The 21,774-nt window shown below is 38.6% G+C and carries 25 protein-coding genes and 1 tRNA gene; 2 read left to right on the top strand and 24 right to left on the bottom strand.

Annotated elements, in window-relative coordinates; genetic code table 11:
- Positions 1–6: 6 nt before the first annotated feature.
- The 3 genes from EUBELI_RS02415 to EUBELI_RS02405 all read right to left on the bottom strand — a co-directional run bounded on the left by EUBELI_RS02415 (position 7) and on the right by EUBELI_RS02405 (position 2,134).
- Positions 7–753, bottom strand: a complete 747-nt coding sequence (locus EUBELI_RS02415) for a class I SAM-dependent DNA methyltransferase (protein ID WP_012738749.1) — start codon at positions 751–753, stop codon at positions 7–9.
- 77 nt (positions 754–830) lie between these two features.
- Positions 831–1,337, bottom strand: coding sequence for an SEC-C metal-binding domain-containing protein (locus EUBELI_RS02410; RefSeq protein ID WP_012738748.1), 507 nt, complete (start codon positions 1,335–1,337; stop codon positions 831–833).
- 32 nt (positions 1,338–1,369) lie between these two features.
- Positions 1,370–2,134 (bottom strand): hypothetical protein, encoded by a 765-nt coding sequence (locus tag EUBELI_RS02405; protein ID WP_041687942.1) that lies wholly within the window; start codon positions 2,132–2,134, stop codon positions 1,370–1,372.
- A gap of 168 nt (positions 2,135–2,302) precedes the next feature.
- Between EUBELI_RS02405 and EUBELI_RS02400 the strand changes: the two genes are divergently transcribed.
- Positions 2,303–2,509, top strand: coding sequence for a hypothetical protein (locus EUBELI_RS02400; protein WP_022098798.1), 207 nt, complete (start codon positions 2,303–2,305; stop codon positions 2,507–2,509).
- Between the two features lie 2 nt (positions 2,510–2,511).
- Here EUBELI_RS02400 and deoC read toward each other — a convergent pair whose 3' ends face one another.
- From deoC to tsaA, 10 genes are all read right to left on the bottom strand, one after another.
- Entirely contained in the window at positions 2,512–3,159 is a 648-nt protein-coding gene (gene deoC, locus EUBELI_RS02395; RefSeq protein ID WP_012738745.1) for a deoxyribose-phosphate aldolase, read from the bottom strand.
- Positions 3,160–3,235: 76 nt separating this feature from the next.
- Positions 3,236–4,531: an adenylosuccinate synthase gene (locus tag EUBELI_RS02390; RefSeq protein WP_012738744.1), complete on the bottom strand. Its 1,296-nt coding sequence runs from the start codon at positions 4,529–4,531 to the stop codon at positions 3,236–3,238.
- A 42-nt stretch (positions 4,532–4,573) separates the two neighbouring features.
- Positions 4,574–4,645: transfer RNA gene (locus tag EUBELI_RS02385), tRNA-Thr, on the bottom strand.
- Between the two features lie 28 nt (positions 4,646–4,673).
- Positions 4,674–5,285: an RNA polymerase sporulation sigma factor SigH gene (gene sigH / locus EUBELI_RS02380; protein ID WP_012738743.1), complete on the bottom strand. Its 612-nt coding sequence runs from the start codon at positions 5,283–5,285 to the stop codon at positions 4,674–4,676.
- Positions 5,286–5,295: 10 nt separating this feature from the next.
- Positions 5,296–6,036 (bottom strand): 23S rRNA (guanosine(2251)-2'-O)-methyltransferase RlmB, encoded by a 741-nt coding sequence (gene rlmB / locus EUBELI_RS02375; protein ID WP_012738742.1) that lies wholly within the window; start codon positions 6,034–6,036, stop codon positions 5,296–5,298.
- A gap of 71 nt (positions 6,037–6,107) precedes the next feature.
- On the bottom strand, positions 6,108–6,551 hold the full coding sequence (locus EUBELI_RS02370; RefSeq protein ID WP_012738741.1) for a Mini-ribonuclease 3: 444 nt from the start codon (positions 6,549–6,551) through the stop codon (positions 6,108–6,110).
- Positions 6,536–7,954 carry a cysteine--tRNA ligase gene (gene cysS, locus EUBELI_RS02365; protein WP_012738740.1) on the bottom strand — a complete coding sequence of 473 codons (1,419 nt, stop codon included), beginning with the start codon at positions 7,952–7,954 and terminating at the stop codon, positions 6,536–6,538. The genes EUBELI_RS02370 and cysS overlap by 16 nt, the downstream gene beginning before the upstream one ends.
- A gap of 26 nt (positions 7,955–7,980) precedes the next feature.
- Complete coding sequence (gene cysE / locus EUBELI_RS02360; protein WP_012738739.1) at positions 7,981–8,655, bottom strand: serine O-acetyltransferase; 675 nt, start codon at positions 8,653–8,655, stop codon at positions 7,981–7,983.
- A 71-nt stretch (positions 8,656–8,726) separates the two neighbouring features.
- Positions 8,727–9,278, bottom strand: a complete 552-nt coding sequence (gene ispF / locus EUBELI_RS02355; protein ID WP_012738738.1) for a 2-C-methyl-D-erythritol 2,4-cyclodiphosphate synthase — start codon at positions 9,276–9,278, stop codon at positions 8,727–8,729.
- Positions 9,279–9,377: 99 nt separating this feature from the next.
- Entirely contained in the window at positions 9,378–10,079 is a 702-nt protein-coding gene (gene tsaA, locus EUBELI_RS02350) for a tRNA (N6-threonylcarbamoyladenosine(37)-N6)-methyltransferase TrmO (RefSeq protein WP_041687940.1), read from the bottom strand.
- Between the two features lie 93 nt (positions 10,080–10,172).
- Between tsaA and EUBELI_RS02345 the strand changes: the two genes are divergently transcribed.
- A complete protein-coding gene (locus EUBELI_RS02345; RefSeq protein ID WP_012738736.1) occupies positions 10,173–10,775 on the top strand; it encodes a hypothetical protein in 603 nt (200 codons plus the stop codon).
- A 2-nt stretch (positions 10,776–10,777) separates the two neighbouring features.
- Here EUBELI_RS02345 and EUBELI_RS02340 read toward each other — a convergent pair whose 3' ends face one another.
- From EUBELI_RS02340 to EUBELI_RS02290, 11 genes are all read right to left on the bottom strand, one after another.
- The gene (locus tag EUBELI_RS02340; protein ID WP_012738735.1) at positions 10,778–11,626 is read right to left on the bottom strand and encodes an undecaprenyl-diphosphate phosphatase; all 849 of its coding nucleotides are present in this window, start codon (positions 11,624–11,626) and stop codon (positions 10,778–10,780) included.
- Between the two features lie 24 nt (positions 11,627–11,650).
- Positions 11,651–11,953: a hypothetical protein gene (locus EUBELI_RS02335; protein WP_041687938.1), complete on the bottom strand. Its 303-nt coding sequence runs from the start codon at positions 11,951–11,953 to the stop codon at positions 11,651–11,653.
- A gap of 46 nt (positions 11,954–11,999) precedes the next feature.
- Positions 12,000–13,076 carry a 6-phosphofructokinase gene (locus EUBELI_RS02330; RefSeq protein ID WP_012738733.1) on the bottom strand — a complete coding sequence of 359 codons (1,077 nt, stop codon included), beginning with the start codon at positions 13,074–13,076 and terminating at the stop codon, positions 12,000–12,002.
- A 24-nt stretch (positions 13,077–13,100) separates the two neighbouring features.
- On the bottom strand, positions 13,101–15,179 hold the full coding sequence (gene ppk1, locus EUBELI_RS02325) for a polyphosphate kinase 1 (RefSeq protein ID WP_041688452.1): 2,079 nt from the start codon (positions 15,177–15,179) through the stop codon (positions 13,101–13,103).
- 211 nt (positions 15,180–15,390) lie between these two features.
- Complete coding sequence (locus tag EUBELI_RS02320; protein WP_041687936.1) at positions 15,391–15,615, bottom strand: HPr family phosphocarrier protein; 225 nt, start codon at positions 15,613–15,615, stop codon at positions 15,391–15,393.
- A gap of 157 nt (positions 15,616–15,772) precedes the next feature.
- Positions 15,773–17,296, bottom strand: coding sequence for a hypothetical protein (locus EUBELI_RS14595; protein ID WP_012738730.1), 1,524 nt, complete (start codon positions 17,294–17,296; stop codon positions 15,773–15,775).
- A gap of 118 nt (positions 17,297–17,414) precedes the next feature.
- Positions 17,415–18,029 carry a thiamine phosphate synthase gene (locus EUBELI_RS02310; RefSeq protein WP_207643831.1) on the bottom strand — a complete coding sequence of 205 codons (615 nt, stop codon included), beginning with the start codon at positions 18,027–18,029 and terminating at the stop codon, positions 17,415–17,417.
- Positions 18,022–19,281 carry a 2-iminoacetate synthase ThiH gene (thiH, locus tag EUBELI_RS02305; protein ID WP_012738728.1) on the bottom strand — a complete coding sequence of 420 codons (1,260 nt, stop codon included), beginning with the start codon at positions 19,279–19,281 and terminating at the stop codon, positions 18,022–18,024. Before thiH ends, EUBELI_RS02310 begins: the two co-directional genes overlap by 8 nt.
- A gap of 125 nt (positions 19,282–19,406) precedes the next feature.
- Complete coding sequence (locus EUBELI_RS02300; RefSeq protein ID WP_012738727.1) at positions 19,407–20,195, bottom strand: thiazole synthase; 789 nt, start codon at positions 20,193–20,195, stop codon at positions 19,407–19,409.
- 360 nt (positions 20,196–20,555) lie between these two features.
- Positions 20,556–20,765: a sulfur carrier protein ThiS gene (thiS, locus tag EUBELI_RS02295; protein WP_041687934.1), complete on the bottom strand. Its 210-nt coding sequence runs from the start codon at positions 20,763–20,765 to the stop codon at positions 20,556–20,558.
- Positions 20,766–21,204: 439 nt separating this feature from the next.
- Positions 21,205–21,735 (bottom strand): hypothetical protein, encoded by a 531-nt coding sequence (locus EUBELI_RS02290; RefSeq protein ID WP_041687933.1) that lies wholly within the window; start codon positions 21,733–21,735, stop codon positions 21,205–21,207.
- Positions 21,736–21,774 lie beyond the last annotated feature (39 nt).

The following is a 21,774-nucleotide window of genomic DNA, read 5'->3' as shown; positions in this document are numbered from 1 at the left end:
TCCTTATTATTTCTCAATCACAAAATATAATCTTTCCGACTTATCGTCAGGCATATCCTTAGTAAATGCATTATACACATTTTTCACGGTAAGTCCAGCCTTATTAGCTGCACCTGTAACCTCATCTATAGTAAAGCCATGCTGATAGTGCTGTTCTTCAAATCTGTCAAATGTACCATCCTCATTCTTAACAAACACAGCAAGCTCATATTCATTATTGCGTTCTTCCTCATCATAATAGTTGTCCCATATAAATGCAGAATCTTCCCTGTTCTCAGCATATGTATTCTCAGCAAGTATATCCCTGAAGAAATGTATTGTCTTTAAATCAAATATAAATACACCGCCTTTTTTAAGGTTCTCACTAACACATGCAAATACACTTTCAAGGTCAGGAACAGATGTAATATAATTCATGGAATCCCCTATACTTATCATACCGTCTACTTCATAAGGCACTTCAAAATCCCTCATATCCTGACATGTATATATAACCTGCGAACCCTCTTCAAATGTTTTCTCGGAAGCAATAGACAGCATATCTTCAGACATATCAAGTCCAACACAGTCATAGCCTTCCTTAGCAAGCATTCTTGTAACAGTTCCTGTTCCACAGCCCAATTCAAGCACTGATGAATCACCTGACACGCCATTTCCCTTAAGGAGAGCAATCATGTACTGTCCCCATTCCTCATATGGAATATTATCCATATACTCATCATAAACATATGCAAAGCCTGTATATGCATCCATTATAATTACCTCTTATCATTCCTATACTTAACATTAAAATGACCTGCCATTATCTGGCAGGTCTTAGTGTTTAAAAGCTATGCATTCTTTCCACAGCACTGCTTATATTTCTTTCCGCTTCCGCATGGGCATGGATCATTTCTTCCGATTTTCTTGCCCTTAACAACAGTTCCAGAAAGTTTCTGCTTCTTGTAAAGGTCTTTTCTTGTCTGCTCATCAAGAAGGTTATCCCACTGTGGCAATTCATAAAGCCAGTCAGCCTTGCAACCTACCATGTTATAATAAAGTTTTTCCTTGTCATAATCAAGACTAACTTCTGTATTCTCATCCATAGTTTCAATTGGATTAGGAGTCTTTAAGCTGTCATTGATACCATCAAGGAATCCTGTCATAAGAAGCACCTCAACGCCAAACTTCTCTGCTAATTCCTTAACAGTTCCTTTAACTACTGTATCAGGATTGGCAAGAATCTGTTCGTAAATTGCTTTCTCCTGATTAAAATATGAACCCCAGAATTCTGAAGCGTTCTTCTGATCCATCTCTGTCTCGTATGCGAGTTTTCTCCATGTTTCTAATAATGCCATGTCTGATTGTTACCTTTCAAAATATTTATTAATTATGTGTACTGGTTATATGTATAGCCAGATGAGTATGAATACAGTCCATTAGATGTATAAGAATTCTTAGTAGATAATTCTGATAACTGTGATACTGCATTACCATATATAGTTGAAGCCTTAGCAGATATTGTCTGTCCAAATGAGCCGGAATCCTTGAATACCGACTTAATCACAGCCATATCTGAAGTCTTTAACTTATCCTCGTCTACCGTCAGCTTATTATCTGAGCCGACAGATATACCAATCTTCTTAAGAAGATCAGCATTAGCCCTTGTATAATTCACCATATTAGATGCACTGTTAAGCACATATCTGCTTGAAGAATCTGCTGTAGATGATACTAAAGAATTATAATCCTTAACAAATGAAGATACTGCCTTTGCAATCTTATCTGTATCATATTCTTTAGTTGTATTGCCATCTTTATCTGTCTTATCAACTTTAGACCACAGAGAATACTTTTTAAGTTCTGATGCTGAATCCACAAGTGATGCTGCGTTGTCTCTATTTACCGTCGCATTATTCTTCTGTTTATCAATACTGTGTACCTTACCGGTATTCTTATTGGCAGTCGCACCATTCGTTGATTCAGAAGCCTGATTGCTGTAATACTTCCTCATCAGTTTGCTATAAGAGCCATTCTTTATTGAATTATAAGTTGTAAAATCAATGCCATATGACAATGATGTTCCACTAGACGAATTATTAAGTCCTGCGAACAATGCTGATATTGTACTGGCATTATAAGCATTAATTGACATATGCATACCTCCTTGTCTATTGATTCTGTTTTCTAATAGTTACATCGGCCTCCATGCCTCATTTAATTATAACATTTTTTATCTGTTACGCAACATTTTTATAAATAACTTGAGCGGCATGCCAATGTAATGTATATTATTAAGTATCTGACATTGGAGGTCTTATTCATGAAACGATTAAAACGATTTGCTGCATTAACTGCAGTTATACTCTGGGGCATAATGATAATCGCCACTTTAATACTTGCATTCATAGACAATGAGGCATGTCATAAAGTATTTACCGGTCTGCTCTTCACAGACATTGTATTTCCTGTTGTAATATATGCAATGACACTTGTATACAAGATTCTTTCAGGAAGGAATAAGCAGTAATTTTATTGCCTTCCTTCCATAATCTTAATTGTAGCGCTTGTTCCGAGCCTGTCAGCTCCGGCATCTATCATGGCAGCTGCTGTGTTGTAATCTCTTATTCCGCCTGCTGCCTTAACCTTACACTTTCCTTCTACGTGAGCTTTCATAAGTGCAACATCACTTATTGTTGCACCACCTGTAGAGAATCCTGTTGAAGTCTTGACGTAATCAGCTCCTGCCTTAACAGACAGTTCGCACGCCTTAATTTTCTCCTCATCTGTAAGAAGACAGTTCTCAAATATAACCTTTAAAACTTTTCCTGCACATGCATCCCTTACTGCTTTAATATCCTCATACACAGCATCATATTCGCCTGCTTTAAGAAGTCCTACAGGAATAACCATATCAATCTCATCCGCACCATCTTCTACGGCTTTCTTAGTCTCATAAGCCTTAACGTCTGTGCTCATAGCTCCCAGCGGAAAACCAACTACAACACATGTCTTAACATCACTTCCGGAAAGGCATTGTTTTGCAAATGCAGTATATATTCCATTTACACATACTGATGCAAAATCATACTTTTTTGCTTCTTCACATAATGTTCGGATATCATCCTTAGTTGCGTCCGGCTTTAAGTTCGTATGGTCAAAATATTTATTAAACTTCATATGTTCCTCCAATTACCTATAAAAAGACCGTATCTGCAAAACTGTTGTACTGCAGATACGGTAATATTAATTGTTATTATTTAGAAAAATTACTCTTTCTGTGGATAATCTCATGTCTTCCTGGACCATTAGATACCATTGTGATAGGAGCTTCAATCTCCTGCTCAATAGTTTCAATATAGTTACGACACTCAACAGGAAGTTCTTCATAGTTAGTAATTCCTCTGATATCTGACTTCCAGCCTGGCATAGTCTTTAATACCGGCTTAGCCTTCTCAAGCTGTGGAGTAGTTGGGAAATCCTTAGTAATCTTTCCATCTATCTCATATCCAACGCACATTGGAATCTCATCAAGATATCCAAGTACATCAAGAACTGTAAGAGCAACCTCTGTTGTTCCCTGCATTCTTACACCATAACGTGTAGCAACTGCATCGAACCATCCCATTCTTCTAGGACGTCCTGTAGTAGCTCCGAATTCACCACCGTCTCCACCTCTGCGTCTGAGTTCATCTGCCTCATCACCAAAGATTTCACTTACAAATGCTCCGGCACCAACTGCTGAAGAATATGCCTTAACAACTGTAACAACATCAGTAATTGATGCAGCCGGAATACCAGCACCAATAGCACCATAAGGAGCTAATGTTGATGATGAAGTTACCATTGGGTATATACCATGGTCAGTATCCTTAAGAGAGCCTAACTGACCCTCAAGTAAGATCTTCTTTCCGTCTTTAAGTGCCTGATGTAAAAATGCTGATGTATCACATACATATGGCTCAACCATCTCTTTATATTCCATAAGAGTATTGAATATCTCTTCTTCGTTAAGAAGTGGCTGATGATAGAGATGCTCAAGCATAACATTCTTTAATGTACATACATTAGCAATCTTTTCCTTAAGTTCCTGCTCGTCTCCAAATAATTCATTAACCTGGAAACCAATCTTAGCATACTTATCTGAATAGAATGGAGCAATACCTGACTTAGTAGAACCAAATGACTTACCAGCAAGTCTTGCTTCTTCATATGTATCAAATGCAACATGATAAGGCATAAGAATCTGTGCCCTGTCTGATACAAGAATCTTAGGCATTGGTACATTGCGGTCTGTAAGGCTCTTTAATTCCTTAACAAGATATGGAATATTAAGAGCTACACCGTTGCCAATGACACTTGTTGTATGGTTATAGAAAACTCCCGAAGGTAAAAGATGGAGCGCGAACTTTCCATAATCATTAATAATAGTATGTCCCGCATTAGCTCCTCCCTGGAATCTTACGATGATGTCTGATTCTTCGGCAAGCATATCAGTAATCTTACCCTTTCCTTCATCACCCCAGTTAGCACCTACAATAGCTTTTACCATAGCGTCCTCCAATCTGTTTTAAAAAACACAAACATTAAATTAAGCTATTGACGGGAATTGAACCCGTGACCTCTTCATTACCAATGAAGTGCTCTACCCCTGAGCTACAATAGCATGTGTCTTAACACACCTATTCATAATATTATAGGTTGGTTATTTTGTCAACTTTATTCCTTATCCTTTGTATAGCATTATCTATAGATTTTGGCGGCTTATCAAGCGTCTGCGCAATAGCAATATAATCTTTGCCAGACATATATAATTCCAATACATTTTTCTCAAAACCACTTAGCACACTGTATAATTTATCTTCTAAACTTTCAGCATTTTCCTGATCAATAAAAAGCCTTTCCGGATTCTGTTCCTTATCAGACTTTAGTACATCCACCAGCTTTACCTGAGAATCATCCTCAGGATTAACCGGTTCATCAAAGGAAACATATGTATTAAGTGGCGTATTCTTCTTTCTGTTAGAAGCTGTAACTGCATTAAGAATCTGCCTGTTTATGCACATTCCAGCAAATGTCATGAAAGAAGCATCCTTTTGCTTATCATAGTCACGGACAGCCTTATAAAGGCCTATCATCCCCTCCTGGATTAAATCATCACTGTCTCCTCCGGCAAGAAACATAGCCTTTGCTTTCTTTCGCACTATATACTTATATCTCTCAAATATGTACTCAATTGCCTGCTCATTACCTGCCCTGTACATATCAATAAGCTCTTCATCAGGATACTCTTCCATATGCTTCATAAAAAACTCCCTAATTAAGTCTCTGACGGACTATTTCGTATGCAAGAACACCTGCTGCAACTGAGGCATTCAAGGAATCAATATCACCCTTCATAGGAATTGATGCGATGAAATCACATTTATCCTTAACAAGACGGCTTACTCCATTGCCCTCATTACCTATAACAAGGCCGATAGGTCCTTTGAGATTAAGATTATACATTGTCTCCCCGCCCATATCAGCGCATACAAACCAGAGTCCCTGCTTCTTAAGTTCCTCGATTGTCTGTGAAATATTAGTAACCTTGGCTACAGGTGTGTAATTAATCGCGCCTGCTGATGTCTTGGCTACAGTTGCTGTAAGTCCGACAGCTCTTCTCTTAGGAATAATAACTCCATGTGCACCTGCAAGGTTGGCAGTTCTTATAATAGCACCAAGATTGTGAGGATCCTCTATCTCATCAAGAATGAATATAAATGGATCTTCTCCCTTTTCCTTAGCTGATGCAAGTATATCATCAACCTCTGCATATTCATAAGCTGCACCAATGGCAACAACACCCTGATGATGTCCTGTTCCTGCAAGTCTGTCGAGTCTTTCCTTATCAACATAATTGATAATTGCATCTGTTTTCTTTGCTTCTCTGACAATACTCTTTATTGGTCCATCCTGACAGCCGTCAAGAATAAAAAGCTTATCAATAGTTTTACCAGAGCGGAATGCCTCTAATACAGCATTTCTTCCCTGAAATGTTAATTCATTGTATCTCATATATTTCTCCTTAATATTAACAAAGCAGAATCCAGTTATCCATTACAGATATGGATTCTGCTTTGCCGGCTCTACTTTAACTCAAGGCTTTCCAGTCCTGCTTTAACCAGTTCCATCATCCGCTCATACTGCCCACTAAGATACAGATATCCCATAAGAGCCTCAAAACCCGTTGCCCTTCTGTAATCTCCAATGCTTGCATTCTTGGCAGATGTGTATGACTTTGCATTACGTCCTCTCTTATACACAGCTTCCTCATGTTCACTGAGCATTGGCTCTATTACACCTATCATGGCAGATTGGGATTCAGCCTTAACAATACTGCTCGTTTTCTTGTTAAGCTTATTAACCTGCATATTCCCCTGTTCTATAACCCATGTCTTAATGACAAGGTCATATATGCTGTCCCCGATATATGCAAGAACAAGAGGTGATAACTGCGAAGGCTCTGTATGCTTCATATCCAGGCCTTCATATATGCATTTTACAAGGTCGTTATCTAGGCTCTGCTCCATCTTACGCCCTCTCTTGTATCCTTAAGAACAATTCCCTTTGCTAATAACTCATCTCTAATTTCATCAGCTCTTGCAAAATTCTTATCTTTTCTTGCCTGCTGTCTCTCGGCAATAAGTGCCTCGATATCCTCATCAAGCATTTCTTCCTTCTTGTCTGTCTTAAGTCCAAGAATATCTGTGAGAGTTGTAATCTTCTTCATAAGAGTATCGATGTATTCCTTGGAATTATCTGAGCTTGAATTAGAGTTAGCAAGCTTTACAAGTTCAAATATAGCTGATATTGCATCTGCTGTATTGAAATCATCGTCCATTGAATCTTCGAATTTCTTATAAATGTCATCTATAGAAGCTATTATCTTCTTCTCATCCTCTGTCATTATAACATCTTTGGCATTCTCTGACAGATGTCTTAAATTATCAACTGCAGTTAAGATTCTGTCTAATCCGTTCTTTGCTGATTCCATAAGGTCATGACTGAAATTAACAGGATTGCGGTAATGTGCGCTTAACATGAAGAATCTTAACACTTCAAGGTCATATTCCCTGCTTATATCTCTTACTGTAAAGAAATTGCCTAAAGACTTAGACATCTTCTTGTTATCAATATTAAGAAATGCATTGTGCATCCAGTACTTAGAGAATGGTACTCCATTAGCTGCCTCTGACTGTGCAATCTCATTCTCATGGTGAGGGAATATTAAATCCTCTCCACCTGCATGAATATCGATTTCGTCAGCAAGATACTTCTTAGACATAACAGAGCATTCAATATGCCAGCCTGGTCTTCCGTCACTCCAAGGTGATGGCCAAGATGGCTCTCCTTCTTTCTTAGGCTTCCAAAGAACGAAATCAAGTGGGTCTTCCTTCTCATCCTCACCTGTAACCTTAAGACTATGTGCCTCATCTCTGTGTCCTGCCTCCAAGTCGTCAATATTCTTCTTAGATAGCTTTCCGTATTCTGCAAACTTTCTTGTTCTGTAGTATACGGTTCCATTGACTTCATAAGCATAACCCTTGTCAATAAGAGTCTGTATCATATCAATCATTCCACCGATTTCCTGAGTTGCAAGAGGATGTGTTGTTGCAGGCTTAATATTCATGCCCTCCATATCCTTCTTACATTCAGCAATGTATCTTGTTGAAATCTCCTCAGCAGATACACCTTCTTCATTAGCTTTCTTAATAATCTTGTCGTCTACATCTGTAAAGTTAGATACATAATTAACATCATATCCCTTGTACTCAAGATATCTTCTTACTGTATCAAATACAATCATAGGTCTTGCGTTACCAATATGAATAAGGTTGTATACAGTAGGTCCGCAGACATACATTTTAACCTTACCTTCTTCTAATGGCTTAAACTCTTCTTTTCTTCTGGATAAAGTATTATAAATCCTCATGTCAGATTTCCTTTCATAATCACACTTTAGTTATCATCATACGAGCTGCGGCTTTCATTGACGCTGTTTTCAAGGTGTGCAAGTCTCTTCTTAAGTCTTGCGTTCTCCTGCTTTAAGTTCTCGATATCCTGCATAACAGGATCTGGAAGATGTATCTGGTCTAAATCATCAAACAGTCTTACGCTATCCTGAATAACAACTCTTCCTGGAACACCAACCACTGTAGAATTCGCTGGCACATCCTTTAATACAACAGAACCCGCACCAATCTTGCAATTATCACCTATGGTAACTGAGCCAAGAATCTTTGCTCCTGCTCCTACCATAATATTATTTCCCAGAGTAGGATGTCTCTTCCCCTGTTCCTTGCCTGTTCCTCCAAGTGTAACGCCCTGATAAAGTGTTACATTGTTACCGATAATAGCTGTCTCTCCGATAACAACTCCATGTCCATGGTCAATAAAAAGTCCTTCGCCAATCTGCGCTCCCGGATGTATCTCAATTCCAGTCTGTCTTGCAGTTTTCTGTGAAATCTTTCTTGCCTTGTAATATTCGCCCTTAAGATATAACTTATGGGCTTTTCTATATTTAAGTATTGCCTTAAAACTAGGATAAAGATATACCTCTTTATCCGACTTGATAGCAGGGTCTCTGTCCTTTATTACCGCTATTTCCTGCTTTACATAATCTCTATATTTCATAATCTGTTAATCCTGACTTTTCTATTCTTAATTATATTATATGAATTAAAGCTGCGAATGTATTGTCAGTTCTATTTGTTCTGACAGCCCATGCAGCCACCACAGTCAGATCTACAGTTTGTCATATCAGCCGCACCATATATATAATTAGAAACAGAATTAAGTGAGCATATTGCCTGTGAAGAAATACCCTCTCCACTTCCGGTAAATCCAAGTCCTTCTTCTGTAGTAGCCTTAACATTGACTCTGTCAACATCAATCTTTAAAGCATCTGCGATATTCTTTCTCATATCATCAATATATGGGCGCATCTTAGGTTTTTGTGCAATAATAGTAGCATCTATATTTTCTATAATATAATTAGCCTCATCTATCTTCTTTCCAACCTCTTCCAGAAGCTTGATACTTGATATTCCCTTGTATCTGTCATCTGTATCCGGGAAATGCTTTCCTATATCTCCAAGTGCAGCAGCACCCAGTAATGCATCCATAATGGCATGAAGAAGCACATCTGCATCAGAGTGTCCAAGCAGACCTAATTCATATGGAATCTCAACTCCGCCCATGATAAGCTTACGATCTTTAACCAGTTTATGAACATCATATCCCATTCCAACTCTCATATAGCTCCTCCTTAATCTTGATTGCAACATTAATTGTTTACCTAGTCCATATAAGTAAAGCACATTTTAGCTGGATTATCAAGTGAAATTGACACCAGCTCACTTTACCTTCTTATATCCACCAGCCGCCTCAATATCCACAACTTCAAACACAGTCAGCATATCCCCATGCACCTTAAATCTGATATCAAAGCCTGAAAATGTTACCCCATAAGCCATTGCCTCGTCTGTATCATAAGCTGGTCTTGGGTCCTGCTCTAATATTTTAACCGCTGCTGTCTGTTTGTTTTCCGGCATTATTGCAAGCAGGTCTGATGGAAATATCACTTTAAGATTTCTGTTATAAGTGGCTGCCGTAAATCCTTCTTTTGCCTCTGGGTGTGAGTCTGTGAATTTTACATACGGCTTGATATCGTATATCGGCGTACCATCAACCATATCCACCCCTGAAACGAATAGTACCGGTCCTTTATCTGCCGTATATTCTATGTGCTCTAATTTCACACATGACAGCCCTATATCATTCGGTCTGAACGGCGACCTTGTTGCAAATACTCCCATTCGTACTTTCCCGCCAAGTCTTGGAGGAGTTACCGTTGCCGCTATAGTTTTCTTCTGCGACTTGGAAAACTGCCATAAAACCCATATATGTGAAAAATCCTCCAATCCTCTGAAAGCCTCTGGTTGTCTGTATTCTGGTTCAAATGTTATGACACCTTTTAATTCCTCTATCAATCCACTCTGTCTTGGAATCCCAAATTTTGTTGGAAAATCTGTTGAAATGTGACCTATTATGTTCATTTTACACCTCCGGATTACCACTTTTTTATTGACCTGCCCCATAAAAAGAACTAATATTAATTTATTATAGAAAATATGAGGTCTTTAGTCACAATGAAACTCAATAATCTAATTGTTAAAATATTTTTAGGTATATATCTTGTAATAATTATAGCCGGAGTTGTAGTGTTTGAAAACATCGGTTTTGCCGGTGGAGGTCTTGAAAAAAGCATTCACACTGCCAGCAATTCTGAAACCCAGCCAGTTACTGTTAAAGATATAAATCCAGAAACTATATCTAAGACAACCCCTGCCGCAACAGTTAAAGAAACTGCTTCTTCTCAGGATGTAACAAAACATGAAACCACCATCGTGACTGAAACTCAGACAGTAACCGTAGCATCTGAAACATCCTGTGAATCCTCCGAGCCTGAAACCGTTCAGACTGAAGTCCAAAACACACAGCCTGCAACAACCGCCCAGACATCGTATACATTTGCAAACGGGCGCATAACCAATACATCTGCTCTTAAAAGTTACCATGTGACAGGTGCTTCCTATGTAAATATGCATAAAGACAAAAACGGCAGCCACTCCTTTGCAGTTGTGCCAGGAGGGACTACCGGTTTTATATTATCTGTTGGTGCTTATTACACCCTTATTGATTATAATGGTACAAGCGGTTATGTATACAATTCATACCTTGAAGTGTATTAGAATTAAAACAATACAAAGCTGAGTGCAATAACTGCTATACCAAGAATTATTCTGTACACACCGAACACCTTGAAATCATGCTTCTTGATGTATCCCATAAGGAACTTGATTACGAATACTGATACAAAGAACGCAACAAGGCAGCCTACAATAAGAACTATCCACTCTGTTCCTGTCATAGCCATTCCCACAGCAGCATATTTAGCAATCTTTAAAAGACTTGCCCCGAACATTACAGGTACTGCAAGGAAAAATGTAAACTCAGCCGCAACGCTTCTTGATACTCCGATTATGAGTGCTCCGATAATTGTTGCTCCCGATCTTGATGTACCCGGAAATACTGCTGCAATAAGCTGGAACAGACCTATTATTATTGCTGCCTTATAAGTTATCTCACCTATACTTCTGATTGCCGGTTTGCTGCCTTTCTTTGCATTCTCCACAACTATAAAAACTATACCCACAACGATAAGTGCAATAGCAACAGGGATTGGATGATAGAATAATTCATCTATCTTATCATCGAAAATCAATCCGACAATCGCTGCCGGAATACATGCAATAATAATCTTAATCCACATTGCAAGTGCGCCATCTTTCCAGGCTGCTTTCTTACTGTCCCCAGTCTTCTTCATATAAAATGGCCACAGCTTATTCCAGAACAATATAACTACGGCCATAATTGCTCCAAGCTGGATAACTACCTGAAACATCTTATAAAAATCTGCGGATACATTAAGTTTGACTACCTGGTCAAGCAGAATCATGTGCCCTGTACTGCTTATAGGCAGCCATTCTGTAATTCCTTCGACTATACCGAAAAGAATTGCCTTTAAAATCTCTAGTAACATGACTATCTCCTTAATATTTAATTATTATGCTTCATTCTTACCAGTCGCCTCTGCAAGTTCTCTCTTATATCTTGCAAGCTGCCCCTCAGTATTCATTATCCTTCTGCTCTGTTCAGATATTGTCTGGTTAAGCTGTTCTATTGTTTCTGTCTGGTCATCTTTCTTTCCTGCAACAACAACCATTCCAAGACACACAATAACAAAAAGCCCTACACCAGCCATGGTACATATACTCTGTCCTATGAATATAAATATTCCGGTTCCAATAAGAATAAGTAATCCGGTTATTCCAAGAATAACTATCTTTAGTCTGTCTGATTTCTTCAAAGCATTTCCCTTCTTTCCGAAGCATTTGCTTTGTATTATATACCACTTATGCCTTTCTGCCAAGACTAATGCCTAAGCTTTCAGCCTGTCTTATAAGTTCATTATCTACGTTAACCATCTTCGTTTTACCTGCAACCTCTTCAAGTGGTATCTTAGAGAACTTTCCTTCTTTGATGCATACCATATTGCCATAATCTTTTCTTAATATAAGTCCTGCAGCCTCAACGCCTATTCTTGTTGCCAGTGTTCTGTCAGATGCACTTGGAATTCCGCCACGCTGAACATGTCCGGGAATTGTTACTCTTACCTCCTGACCGGCTTTTTTCTGCAGCTCATCACTCAACTGATATGCTACTGATGGAAATGTATATGTCTTTCTCTTTTCTTTCAGCTCTTTCTTTGACAGCTTTGCATCCTCATCTGATATTGCACCCTCAGCCATTGCGATTATAGTAAATTTCTTACCCTGCTTTTCACGCTTTCTGATTGTATTCAACACCTCATCAACATTATATGGAATTTCAGGTATAAGTATGATATCAGCACCGCCTGCAATTCCTGAATGCAATGTCAGCCAGCCTGTTTTATGTCCCATAATCTCAACAATAAACACTCTGCTGTGTGAGGCTGCCGTTGTATGAATCTCATCTATAGTTCTTGTCGCAACATCTATAGCTGACTGAAATCCAAAGCTCATCTCAGTTCCTTCTATATCATTATCAATAGTCTTAGGAAGAGTAACAACATTTAAACCCTTCTGCGATAAAAGAGCCGCAGTCTTATGTGAACCGTTTCCGCCAAGCATTACCAGGCAGTCGAGTTTTAAATCCTTATAAGTCTTAATCATGCCTGCAACTTTATCGCGCCCTTCCTTATCAGGCTCATTAATATATTTGAAAGGTGTTCTGGAAGTTCCAAGAATTGTTCCTCCCTCTGTGAGAATCCCACTGAAATCCTCTTCTTTCATCAGTTTGTAATTCTTAGTAATCATTCCTTTGTAACCATCAAGAAATCCGTATATTTCAACATCATTTGTATTATTATACAAAGTTTTGGCAACACCTCTCATTGCCGCATTAAGAGACTGGCAGTCTCCACCACTTGTAAGCATACCTATCTTCATACCTGTTAGCCTCCATTTTCTTAATTATTCTGCACTGGCTGCCGCTTCATAGCTTTCTTCATATAGTGTTTCCTGTGAATCAATCTTAGGATTATTAATATGTCTGTCACAGTATACCCCATCACTATTCTGCTCTTTGCCTTTCTCGTCATCCTGCATAATAAGATTAAATATATGAATTATGCGTTCCTGACAATGCTTATCAAGCACAGGTGCAGCAACCTCAACACGTCTTGTCGTATTTCTTGTCATAAAATCTGCCGATGCAATATATATCTTCTGGTCATCTCCTCTTCCAAAACGATATATTCTTGAATGCTCAAGGAAGCGTCCAACAACACTTACCACGCGGATATTATCTGTATAACCTTTAACTCCCGGCTTTATACAGCATATTCCTCTTACTTCAAGATCTATTTTAACACCTGCCTGTGAAGCTTCAATTAATTTCTCAATTATAAGCTTGTCTGTAAGGGAATTAATCTTAACTCCAACATATCCATCTTTACCGTTCTTTACCTTATCAATCTGCTCATCTATCATTGAAAGAATTCTATTCTGCAGGCAGTTTGGTGCAACAAGAAGCTGGTTAGAACTATCCACCGTTTCTCCCTTCTGCAAAGCAGCAAATACTGCAGCCGCATCCGCACCTATCTCCTCATTAGCTGTAACAAGTGACAGATCTGTATATAATCTTGAAGTCTTTTCATTATAATTGCCTGTTCCTATCTGTGTTATATATGAAAATGTATTATTAACCGAACGTGTTATAAGGCATAACTTTGAGTGTACCTTATAATCACCCAGGCCATATAAAAGCTGGCATCCGGCCTCCTCTAGTCTCTTAGACATTTCAATATTATTAGCCTCATCAAATCTGGCTCTCAGCTCCACAAGAACAATAACTTCTTTACCATTTTCAGCCGCTTCAATAAGAGTCTCAACTATCTTACTCCTGTCAGCAACTCTGTAAAGAGTCATCTTTATTGATACAACAGTCGGGTCACTGGCTGCTTCCTCTAACATAGATATGAATGGTCTCATACTCTCAAATGGGTATGAAAGAACAACATCCTTCTTCTCAATCTGCGGAATTATCTTTTCATTCATACTGATTTCTTTACTTGGCTGTGGAACTCTTTTCTTATAAAAAAGCTCAGGCTTATTCTTTAACACATTCTGCAGCTGGAATACAAATGACATATCGAGTGGAGTTCTCTCTTCAATCAGGTGTTTTGCACCTATTTCAAGATAATCTGTGAGCTTTTTCTTTGCTTTGTCGTTTATTTTTCTGTTTAACTGGACACATACCGGATTAAGCCTGTTTCTCTGCTTAACCATATGTTCCATCATATTTCTGTAATCAAGGTCCTCATCATCAAATGAACCAGCATCTATATCTGCATTTCTAATAACTCTCATAACTGATTTTTCCAGTATTTCATACTTCTCATACAGCTTTGATACAAAATGCAGAATCAATTCTTCAGAAAGCATAAATGTTCCTGGTCTTGTAGGAATTTCTATAAGTCTCTTAAATACACTGTTTGAACAAGGTACTATTCCTATTTTATTCTTACCCTTCTTAGTCTTCATAAGCACAATTGCATATAACTGCTTATTTGCAAGAAAAGGAAATGGCTGCTGCTGTCCTATTATCATAGGTGAAAGAAATGGTGCTATATGCATATCAAAATATTCCTCCAGCATTGCACCTTCATCATTAGACAGCTTATTAAAATTAATTATTCTTATCCCGGCTGTCTCAAGTTCTCCCATAAGCTGTTCATACACTCTGCCCTTTTTCTTCTCAAGCTCACTAACCTTATCAAGAATAGCTTTTACCTGCTCTTCGCTTGTCATTCCGGTTTTATTGTCTCTTTCCTTTTCCTGAAGCTGCATCTGCATCATAAGCGTTCCAACGCGTACCATAAAGAATTCATCCAGATTAGTCTGGTATATTGATGCAAATGTAAGTCTTTCCGCAAGTGGAACTTTAGGATTAGCTGCTTCATTTAACACTCTCTCATTAAATGCAAGCCATGACAGCTCCCTGTTTGTGTAACATGCTCTCTGTGTTGTTTCTTTAGTGTTTATGCTCATTGCCCCGTTCTCCTTTTCCCGAAAATAGTCAAAAAACTTTTTCTTAATTTCTGTGAATTTCATATCATTCCTCATTTTTTCTTTTAACCACATCTTTTCTTTGGCAATAATTTTATTGTCACACTGGTATGTAAAATCCACTATCGGGGTTATGTAAAACATATGTAAAGTAATTGTAATAAAAACAGCCTCAAGGCATAAAAAAAGCAGCTTACGCTGCGAATGCTTTAAGGCTGTTTCTTATTATCTGCGCCTTATCCTCATCATCATGAATAATCATCATCATTGGCTTCATAATGTTAAGACTAAATATTCCAAGTATCGACTTCGCATCTACCATTGTATGTCCGCTTACTAAATCAATGTCGCAGTCAAATCTTGATACAATATCTACAAACTTTCTCACCTTGTCTATGTTGTTTATAGCTACTTCCATATGATTACCACCTTTCTTCATTCATGGTTAATAGGCTTACATGTCAGGGAATCACAGCCATCCCCGTCTTTTGGCTGTCCACCCCTTCAATGCATACTTATAATAACCATATCATGTAAAAGGTGTAATCATATTCATGTATAATTCTTGTAAAATTCTAACTCCAGTAACCTAATTCTACGCCTTTCTTGTATATGCCAATCCCCTTTGAATAATATCCGTAACAGTTAAAATGTGTCCAGTCATATCTAAGCTGTTTTGATATATTACCCATTTTGAAATTTTCAAGGTCATCTGTTGTTACATCGAGTCCGCAGTCACTTAATCCATTCTGAATCATATATGTTCTTGTATTAAAAAAATGGTCTCCATATGCAAGTCTTAACGCTGCTTCCCATGATGTATCACCGATTCCCACATAATTGCCATCTGAGTCATATGCTCCCTGATAGCCATCAGCTGAGTCCGCAGGGTCATCAGTATCTCCCACTATAATATAATATTTACATCCTGAATTAAGGATAATATTATCATACTGCAGAATTAGCTGCTGATAATCATTTTCCCAGCCGCCATTACTTCCCATTTCAAGTATCAATATATCTTTGGCACTTCTTTCCTGTGATGCCCTTGTCATCGCCTGTGTTCTGGCAGAAATTGTAACTTTTTCCATACCAGAAGTTTCTGTTGGTTTCTCCGTTGGTTTTTCAGTCACATTTTCTGTCGGTTTCTCCATTGGCTTTTGACCAGATGTTTGTGACTCTGTTTCTTTTATCACTGTGGAAGACTCTGTTCCTTTTTCACTCTCTGCTTTTATATCTGCCCTCTGTCTTGAATATTCAGCTGTTTCACTTTCATATATAACAACACTATTATCAGTAGAATTGTCATATGCTGCATATCCCTTTGTAAGTTTAATCTCAACCTGACCATCACCTGTATTTTTAACATCACACAAATAACCATTTATATACATATCACCCGGATAAGGATCATAATCAAATCCATATCCACTATAATTATCTGTTTCAAATACATTTCCATTTTCATCTATAATCTGAGCTATTGCCGAATCAGTCTCACTTATTGTAATATCCCTATCTATATAAACCTTTGTTCCACCAGCTCTAAAAGTAATCTGACTTGAATTTTCTCCTGATACTCCAAGATTATGAGTTGTTATCTTAGTCAGATTTTCTATTGTAACAGGTGTAGTCCACCCATATATATCAATGCCATTTACTTTTCCTTCAGTTGCACTTCCTGCTCCAGCCATCATACTATCCCCATAGCATGTTATTTCTCTCTTTTGTCCATCATACGAAATAAACTCATCTGTAAGCTGCCTTGGCGGAAGTTCAAAAGCTTTTTGATTTTCAGTTGATATCTCATTTTCAAAAAATTCTTCAACCACTTCCTGCTCTACCACTTCAGCACTCTCTTCCTGCGTTGTGTCCTCTTCTGTTGTTTCCTCTTCTGTAGTCTCTTGCACTGTAGTTTCCTGAATAGTTTTCGTCTCTGCAGTTGTATTCTCCACAATATTTTTCTTTTTATTCTTACTATGCTTTACTTGCACAGCAATTACCGAAACAGTTATTAATGCTATAACTAAGACTGCAGCCAAGCATATAATTATATATTTTCTTCTATCTTTAGTACCTATTCTTAACATGTCTTTCATATAATTTCTGCCCTTTCTTTAGTTTTATATATTATTATACGAAACGAAGTTTAAATAAGTTTAAAAAAGAAAAACTTCCGCGAAATTATATCACAGAAGTTTTTCTTTGTCTATTATATTAATCTTGTTGCATAAACCATGACATCATACATCCGCCATCTGCACCGGCTTCAAGCACTTCCTCGATATTATCAGGCTTAATTCCTCCAATGGCAAACACTTTCACTGTGGGATTAACAGTATGAACTGCTCTACACACTTCTTCAAGAAAACTAAGCCCTGCGCCCATCTTCCCCGGTTTACACTGCGTCTCAAATATAGTTCCAAGCACAATCTGGTCTGCTCCTGCACGGACAGCAATCACTGCCTCTTCCATACTGTGACACGATACACTCATACAATCAAGCCCCTTTATCACATCAGCCTGTTCATCACACATTTGTTTAAAATGTTCCATTGAAAAATGTACATTTCCACAGCCTGCATACTCTGCCGCACTGATATCACTGTGAACAAACATTTTAACAGAAGCTTTCTTGCACATTACCTGTATGCGTCTTGCAAGTTTCCTGTAGTTCTGCCTGTCCATATCCTTTTCCCGAAGTATCATGGCATATGGGTGCAGTGCCACACATTTTTCAAGCTGCATAATGTACTCATTCATAGTACACTCTGCACCACCGCTGCCACTCACAAGGTGCTTGTTCGTTATACATATATATTTTCTATACATAAATGTATTCATTCACGACTGGCTGAAGCCCGCCATCCTCCATATCCTTATACATTCTGTCAAATGAACGGTTATCATTGATTTCAAACTGTTCATCTCCGGCATCACCATCTTTTTTTCCTGTATATTTAGATTCATGGTCACCGATTCCTGTTGAAACACCCGCTGAAACTTTAGTGGCACATATCTTGGTTATACCATTTCTAAACTGCGCACTCTCACGGCTTGAAACTGTTATTCCAACAAATGGAAGGAATAATCTGTACGCACAAAGTACCTGGCACAACTGCTTTTCACCGACATCTCTTGGATTAATCTTATCATTATTGATTATCGGACGGAGTCTCGGACAGCTAAGACTCAGCTCTGCATGAGGGTATTTTCTGTTAAGATAATATACATGAAGTGCCGTTGCCAGTGCATCTTTTCTGAAATCATCAAGCCCTAACAATGCTGAAAATCCTGCACCTCTCATACCTGCAATAAGTGCTCTTTCCTGTGCATCGAATCTGTATGGCCATACTCTCTTATGTCCTAATAAATGTAATGTCTCATATTTGACAGGATTATATGTCTCCTGGAATACTGTTACATAATCAACACCGCACTCATGAAGATAGCGGTATTCATCCACATTTACAGGATATATCTCTATTCCGATATTCTTGAAATATTTTCTTGCTATCTTAACTGATTCGCCAATGTATTCAACGTCTGAATATTTTCTACTCTCTCCTGTCAGTATCAGAATTTCTTCCATTCCTGTATCAGCAATAACTTTCATCTCATGCTCAATTTCCTCAAATGAAAGTTTCTTTCTGTGAATGTTATTGTAGCAGTTGAATCCACAGTATATGCAGTAATTCTGGCAATAATTGGCTATATATATTGGCGTAAATATATACACTGTATTGCCAAAATGTTTCTTAGTTTCATTCTCTGCCTTTCTTGCCATCTGCTCTAAGTAAGGTGCTGCAGCCGGCGAAAGCAATGCCTTAAAATCCTCAATATTGCAGGTATCTTTGCTTAAAGCCCTCTCAACATCTGCTGCTGTGTATGAATCATAATCAAACTCATCCATTGCCTTTAATACTTTGTCCTTAATATCTGAATCAATTATTTCCATGTCATCAAGATATTTCATGTAATCTGTTCTGAATGACGGATCCTGCTCCAACTTATGCTTTCTCTCTAACGCGGCTGGTGGAAGCTGGTCACTGTCTATAAAATATACCTGATTTTCTTCGTTCATTATTCTGCCTTCTTTTCTATTATATTCTCATATTTCGTCAAGCAATACTTCCCCGAAGTTATGCTTCCGCTGAAATTATCCCGCCAGTATCTCTTGCAATGCACCTTTGGGATTGCTCTCCACATTTAACGTAAGAATCCTGTCAATGGGTCAGATGCACTTCCACCTCTTGCAAGAACTCTTCCCATTCCTGTAAGATATGCGCTTCTTCCTGCCTCTATAGCCTTCTTAAACGCCTCTGCCATAGCTGGAACATTTCCTGCTGTCGCAATTGCCGTATTAGCCATAACCGCTGCTGCTCCCATCTCCATTGCCTCACATGCCTGCGAAGGCTTTCCAATTCCTGCATCCACGATAATTGGCAAATCAATTTCATCAATAAGTATCTGTATAAATGCTTTGGTTGAAAGTCCGTTATTGCTTCCAATCGGTGAGGCAAGCGGCATAACGCAGGCAGCTCCGGCATTCTGTAAATCTCTTGCCACATTCAGATCAGGATACATGTATGGCATTACAACAAATCCTTCCTTAGCAAGTATTTCTGTTGCTTTCACTGTCTCATAGTTATCTGGGAGAAGATACTTAGCATCATGCATAATCTCAATCTTTACAAAATCCCCACATCCCATCTCACGACTGAGTCTCGCAATTCTTACCGCTTCCTCTGCATTTCTTGCTCCTGAAGTATTAGGAAGAAGAGTTACTCCCTTCGGTATGAAATCAAGAATATTCTCTTTATTCTCTGTATTGGCACGTCTAAGAGCAAGTGTGATAATTTCAGCACCGCCCTGCTCAACTGCCGCCTTAATAAGATTCACATTGTACTTTCCTGAACCTAATATGAATCTGCTGTTGAACTCATGTCCTCCTAATATTAACTTATCTTCTTTCTTGTCCTGTGCCTTATTTTCCATCTTTGCTTCCTCCTGTTATCTGTGATTATGTTTAGGCTTTCGTATTTTGGACTTCCTCACGCTTTCCCACCGCTTTAAAGTCCAATCCTCCGCACTTTGGCTTCCTTTTTGGACTTCATCATGCCTTCTCACCGCTTCAATGTCCAATCTCGCGTGACTTGTCATACCTTTTGGACTTCATCGTGCCTTCCCACCGCTTTAAAGTCCAATCCTCCGCACTTTGACTTCCTTTTTGGACTTCATCATGCTTTCCCACTGCTTTAAAGTCCAATTATCCGCACTTTGGCTTCCTTTTTGGACTTCATCCGTGCCTCACTCCGCTTTAAAGTCCAATCTGACTCTCTTACTCGTTCCTTTATGTCAGAACTGACCGCCACCGACAAAGTGCAATATTTCAATCACGTCTCCGTCTTCAATACTTACTTTATCAAAATCTTCCCTATGAATTATTTCCATATTCTTCTCAATTACAATACCTACCGGGTCATACCCAGCTTCTGTTACATAAGCAAGAAGTGTCTTTCCTGCAACTAGTGCAACATCCTGTTGTTCTCCATTAATCTGTACCATTGTGCCTCCTTTCCTTCTCTCCGCCATTCTTTGCGTTTGAATCTGTGCAAGCACACTTCAGCTTGCATGGCGTCTCCTCGCCTTTTTGCGCGAGCAACTCACACTCCAGGACTTCGTCCTGTCGTTGTCGCGGTGCTCCTCGAGAACCCATATAAATTTCACAGTTCGTGCAAGCACGACTGTGAAATTTCCATGTCTTCTCTCCTCGTTACTCGCGCAAAAAGAGACAGAGCCGCTTTCCAGCTGGCTCTGCCTCTAAAATTCACAATATGAACACGCCGGAAATCTATTATTACCGACGCCTGTTGTATGTCCGCCTGTATGAATTCTGTAAACTGATTCTAATCAATTCTCTTTGCTTCATACCTGCTGGTCTTGAAAAGTGGTGTCCCCAATTCAACGCCTTGATTAATATAACATATCACTGATAATTATTCAACTACCAGCTCTGCATATTGATGTCTGTGAGTTTTACTTCTTTATATTCCTGCCCTATGTATGCATATATCTGTTGTAACTCGTCATCGTCAAATTCTGCAGCCTTACCATTATACATGATATTAAGTGTGTAGCTGTCCTCCCCACTATTTTCTGCCTTTATATAGAATTCTGCCGGACCAAACATGGCTTCAAGTTCTCTTACAGCCTCCGTACACAGACTAGCAACATAATTATCATCAACCTCTATATCTTCATGTTCATCATAATTAAATGCCATCTCTGGATTATAGCCTTTTCTGGTTGCTTTCTCGCTCTCTAAAGGAGCAGTCACTTCATTTTCAGAACCCGATGTACCTCTTTCAATATGAACAGCTTTAGCCGTAACAGGTTCAGATTCATCTGACATTCTATCATCCACACCTGTCTGCTTATCGTTCCTGACATAACATGCACTAAGAACCAAAGCCATCGTGCAGACACATAACACACATAAAACTAAATGCATAGAATATAAGCATACACGCTTCATAACATCACCTCTGCTTATATTCTATGCCAATTTCACAAT

It is taken from the genome of [Eubacterium] eligens ATCC 27750, from assembly GCF_000146185.1.
GTDB classification, from domain to species: Bacteria; Bacillota; Clostridia; order Lachnospirales; family Lachnospiraceae; genus Lachnospira; species Lachnospira eligens.
Note: the sequence above shows the minus strand (reverse complement) of the source record. Positions and strands in the feature narration are given on the sequence as shown.

What these genes read in the sequence shown, in the direction of transcription:
- ispF (WP_012738738.1), bottom strand. Translation starts at nt 9,278, where the DNA reads ATGAGAGTTGGAATGGGATATGATGTTCATAAACTGGTTAAAGATCGT.
- sigH (WP_012738743.1), bottom strand. Translation starts at nt 5,285, where the DNA reads ATGAAGCATATGGAAGAGTATCCTGATGAAGAGCTTATTGATATGTAC.
- EUBELI_RS02415 (WP_012738749.1), bottom strand. Translation starts at nt 753, where the DNA reads ATGGATGCATATACAGGCTTTGCATATGTTTATGATGAGTATATGGAT.
- EUBELI_RS02320 (WP_041687936.1), bottom strand. Translation starts at nt 15,615, where the DNA reads ATGGAAGTAGCTATAAACAACATAGACAAGGTGAGAAAGTTTGTAGAT.
- cysE (WP_012738739.1), bottom strand. Translation starts at nt 8,655, where the DNA reads ATGAAATATAGAGATTATGTAAAGCAGGAAATAGCGGTAATAAAGGAC.
- thiS (WP_041687934.1), bottom strand. Translation starts at nt 20,765, where the DNA reads ATGGTACAGATTAATGGAGAACAACAGGATGTTGCACTAGTTGCAGGA.
- EUBELI_RS02370 (WP_012738741.1), bottom strand. Translation starts at nt 6,551, where the DNA reads ATGGAGCAGAGCCTAGATAACGACCTTGTAAAATGCATATATGAAGGC.
- tsaA (WP_041687940.1), bottom strand. Translation starts at nt 10,079, where the DNA reads ATGAACATAATAGGTCACATTTCAACAGATTTTCCAACAAAATTTGGG.
- ppk1 (WP_041688452.1), bottom strand. Translation starts at nt 15,179, where the DNA reads ATGAGCATAAACACTAAAGAAACAACACAGAGAGCATGTTACACAAAC.
- EUBELI_RS02290 (WP_041687933.1), bottom strand. Translation starts at nt 21,735, where the DNA reads ATGAAGCGTGTATGCTTATATTCTATGCATTTAGTTTTATGTGTGTTA.
- rlmB (WP_012738742.1), bottom strand. Translation starts at nt 6,036, where the DNA reads ATGAGATACAATGAATTAACATTTCAGGGAAGAAATGCTGTATTAGAG.
- thiH (WP_012738728.1), bottom strand. Translation starts at nt 19,281, where the DNA reads ATGAACGAAGAAAATCAGGTATATTTTATAGACAGTGACCAGCTTCCA.
- EUBELI_RS02390 (WP_012738744.1), bottom strand. Translation starts at nt 4,531, where the DNA reads ATGGTAAAAGCTATTGTAGGTGCTAACTGGGGTGATGAAGGAAAGGGT.
- cysS (WP_012738740.1), bottom strand. Translation starts at nt 7,954, where the DNA reads ATGAGGATTTATAATACTTTATCCAGAAGAAAAGAAGAGTTTAAGCCA.
- EUBELI_RS02400 (WP_022098798.1), top strand. Translation starts at nt 2,303, where the DNA reads ATGAAACGATTAAAACGATTTGCTGCATTAACTGCAGTTATACTCTGG.
- EUBELI_RS02345 (WP_012738736.1), top strand. Translation starts at nt 10,173, where the DNA reads ATGAAACTCAATAATCTAATTGTTAAAATATTTTTAGGTATATATCTT.
- EUBELI_RS14595 (WP_012738730.1), bottom strand. Translation starts at nt 17,296, where the DNA reads ATGAAAGACATGTTAAGAATAGGTACTAAAGATAGAAGAAAATATATA.
- EUBELI_RS02330 (WP_012738733.1), bottom strand. Translation starts at nt 13,076, where the DNA reads ATGAAGATAGGTATGCTTACAAGTGGTGGAGACTGCCAGTCTCTTAAT.
- EUBELI_RS02310 (WP_207643831.1), bottom strand. Translation starts at nt 18,029, where the DNA reads ATGTATAGAAAATATATATGTATAACGAACAAGCACCTTGTGAGTGGC.
- deoC (WP_012738745.1), bottom strand. Translation starts at nt 3,159, where the DNA reads ATGAAGTTTAATAAATATTTTGACCATACGAACTTAAAGCCGGACGCA.
- EUBELI_RS02410 (WP_012738748.1), bottom strand. Translation starts at nt 1,337, where the DNA reads ATGGCATTATTAGAAACATGGAGAAAACTCGCATACGAGACAGAGATG.
- EUBELI_RS02340 (WP_012738735.1), bottom strand. Translation starts at nt 11,626, where the DNA reads ATGTTACTAGAGATTTTAAAGGCAATTCTTTTCGGTATAGTCGAAGGA.
- EUBELI_RS02300 (WP_012738727.1), bottom strand. Translation starts at nt 20,195, where the DNA reads ATGGAAAATAAGGCACAGGACAAGAAAGAAGATAAGTTAATATTAGGA.
- EUBELI_RS02405 (WP_041687942.1), bottom strand. Translation starts at nt 2,134, where the DNA reads ATGTCAATTAATGCTTATAATGCCAGTACAATATCAGCATTGTTCGCA.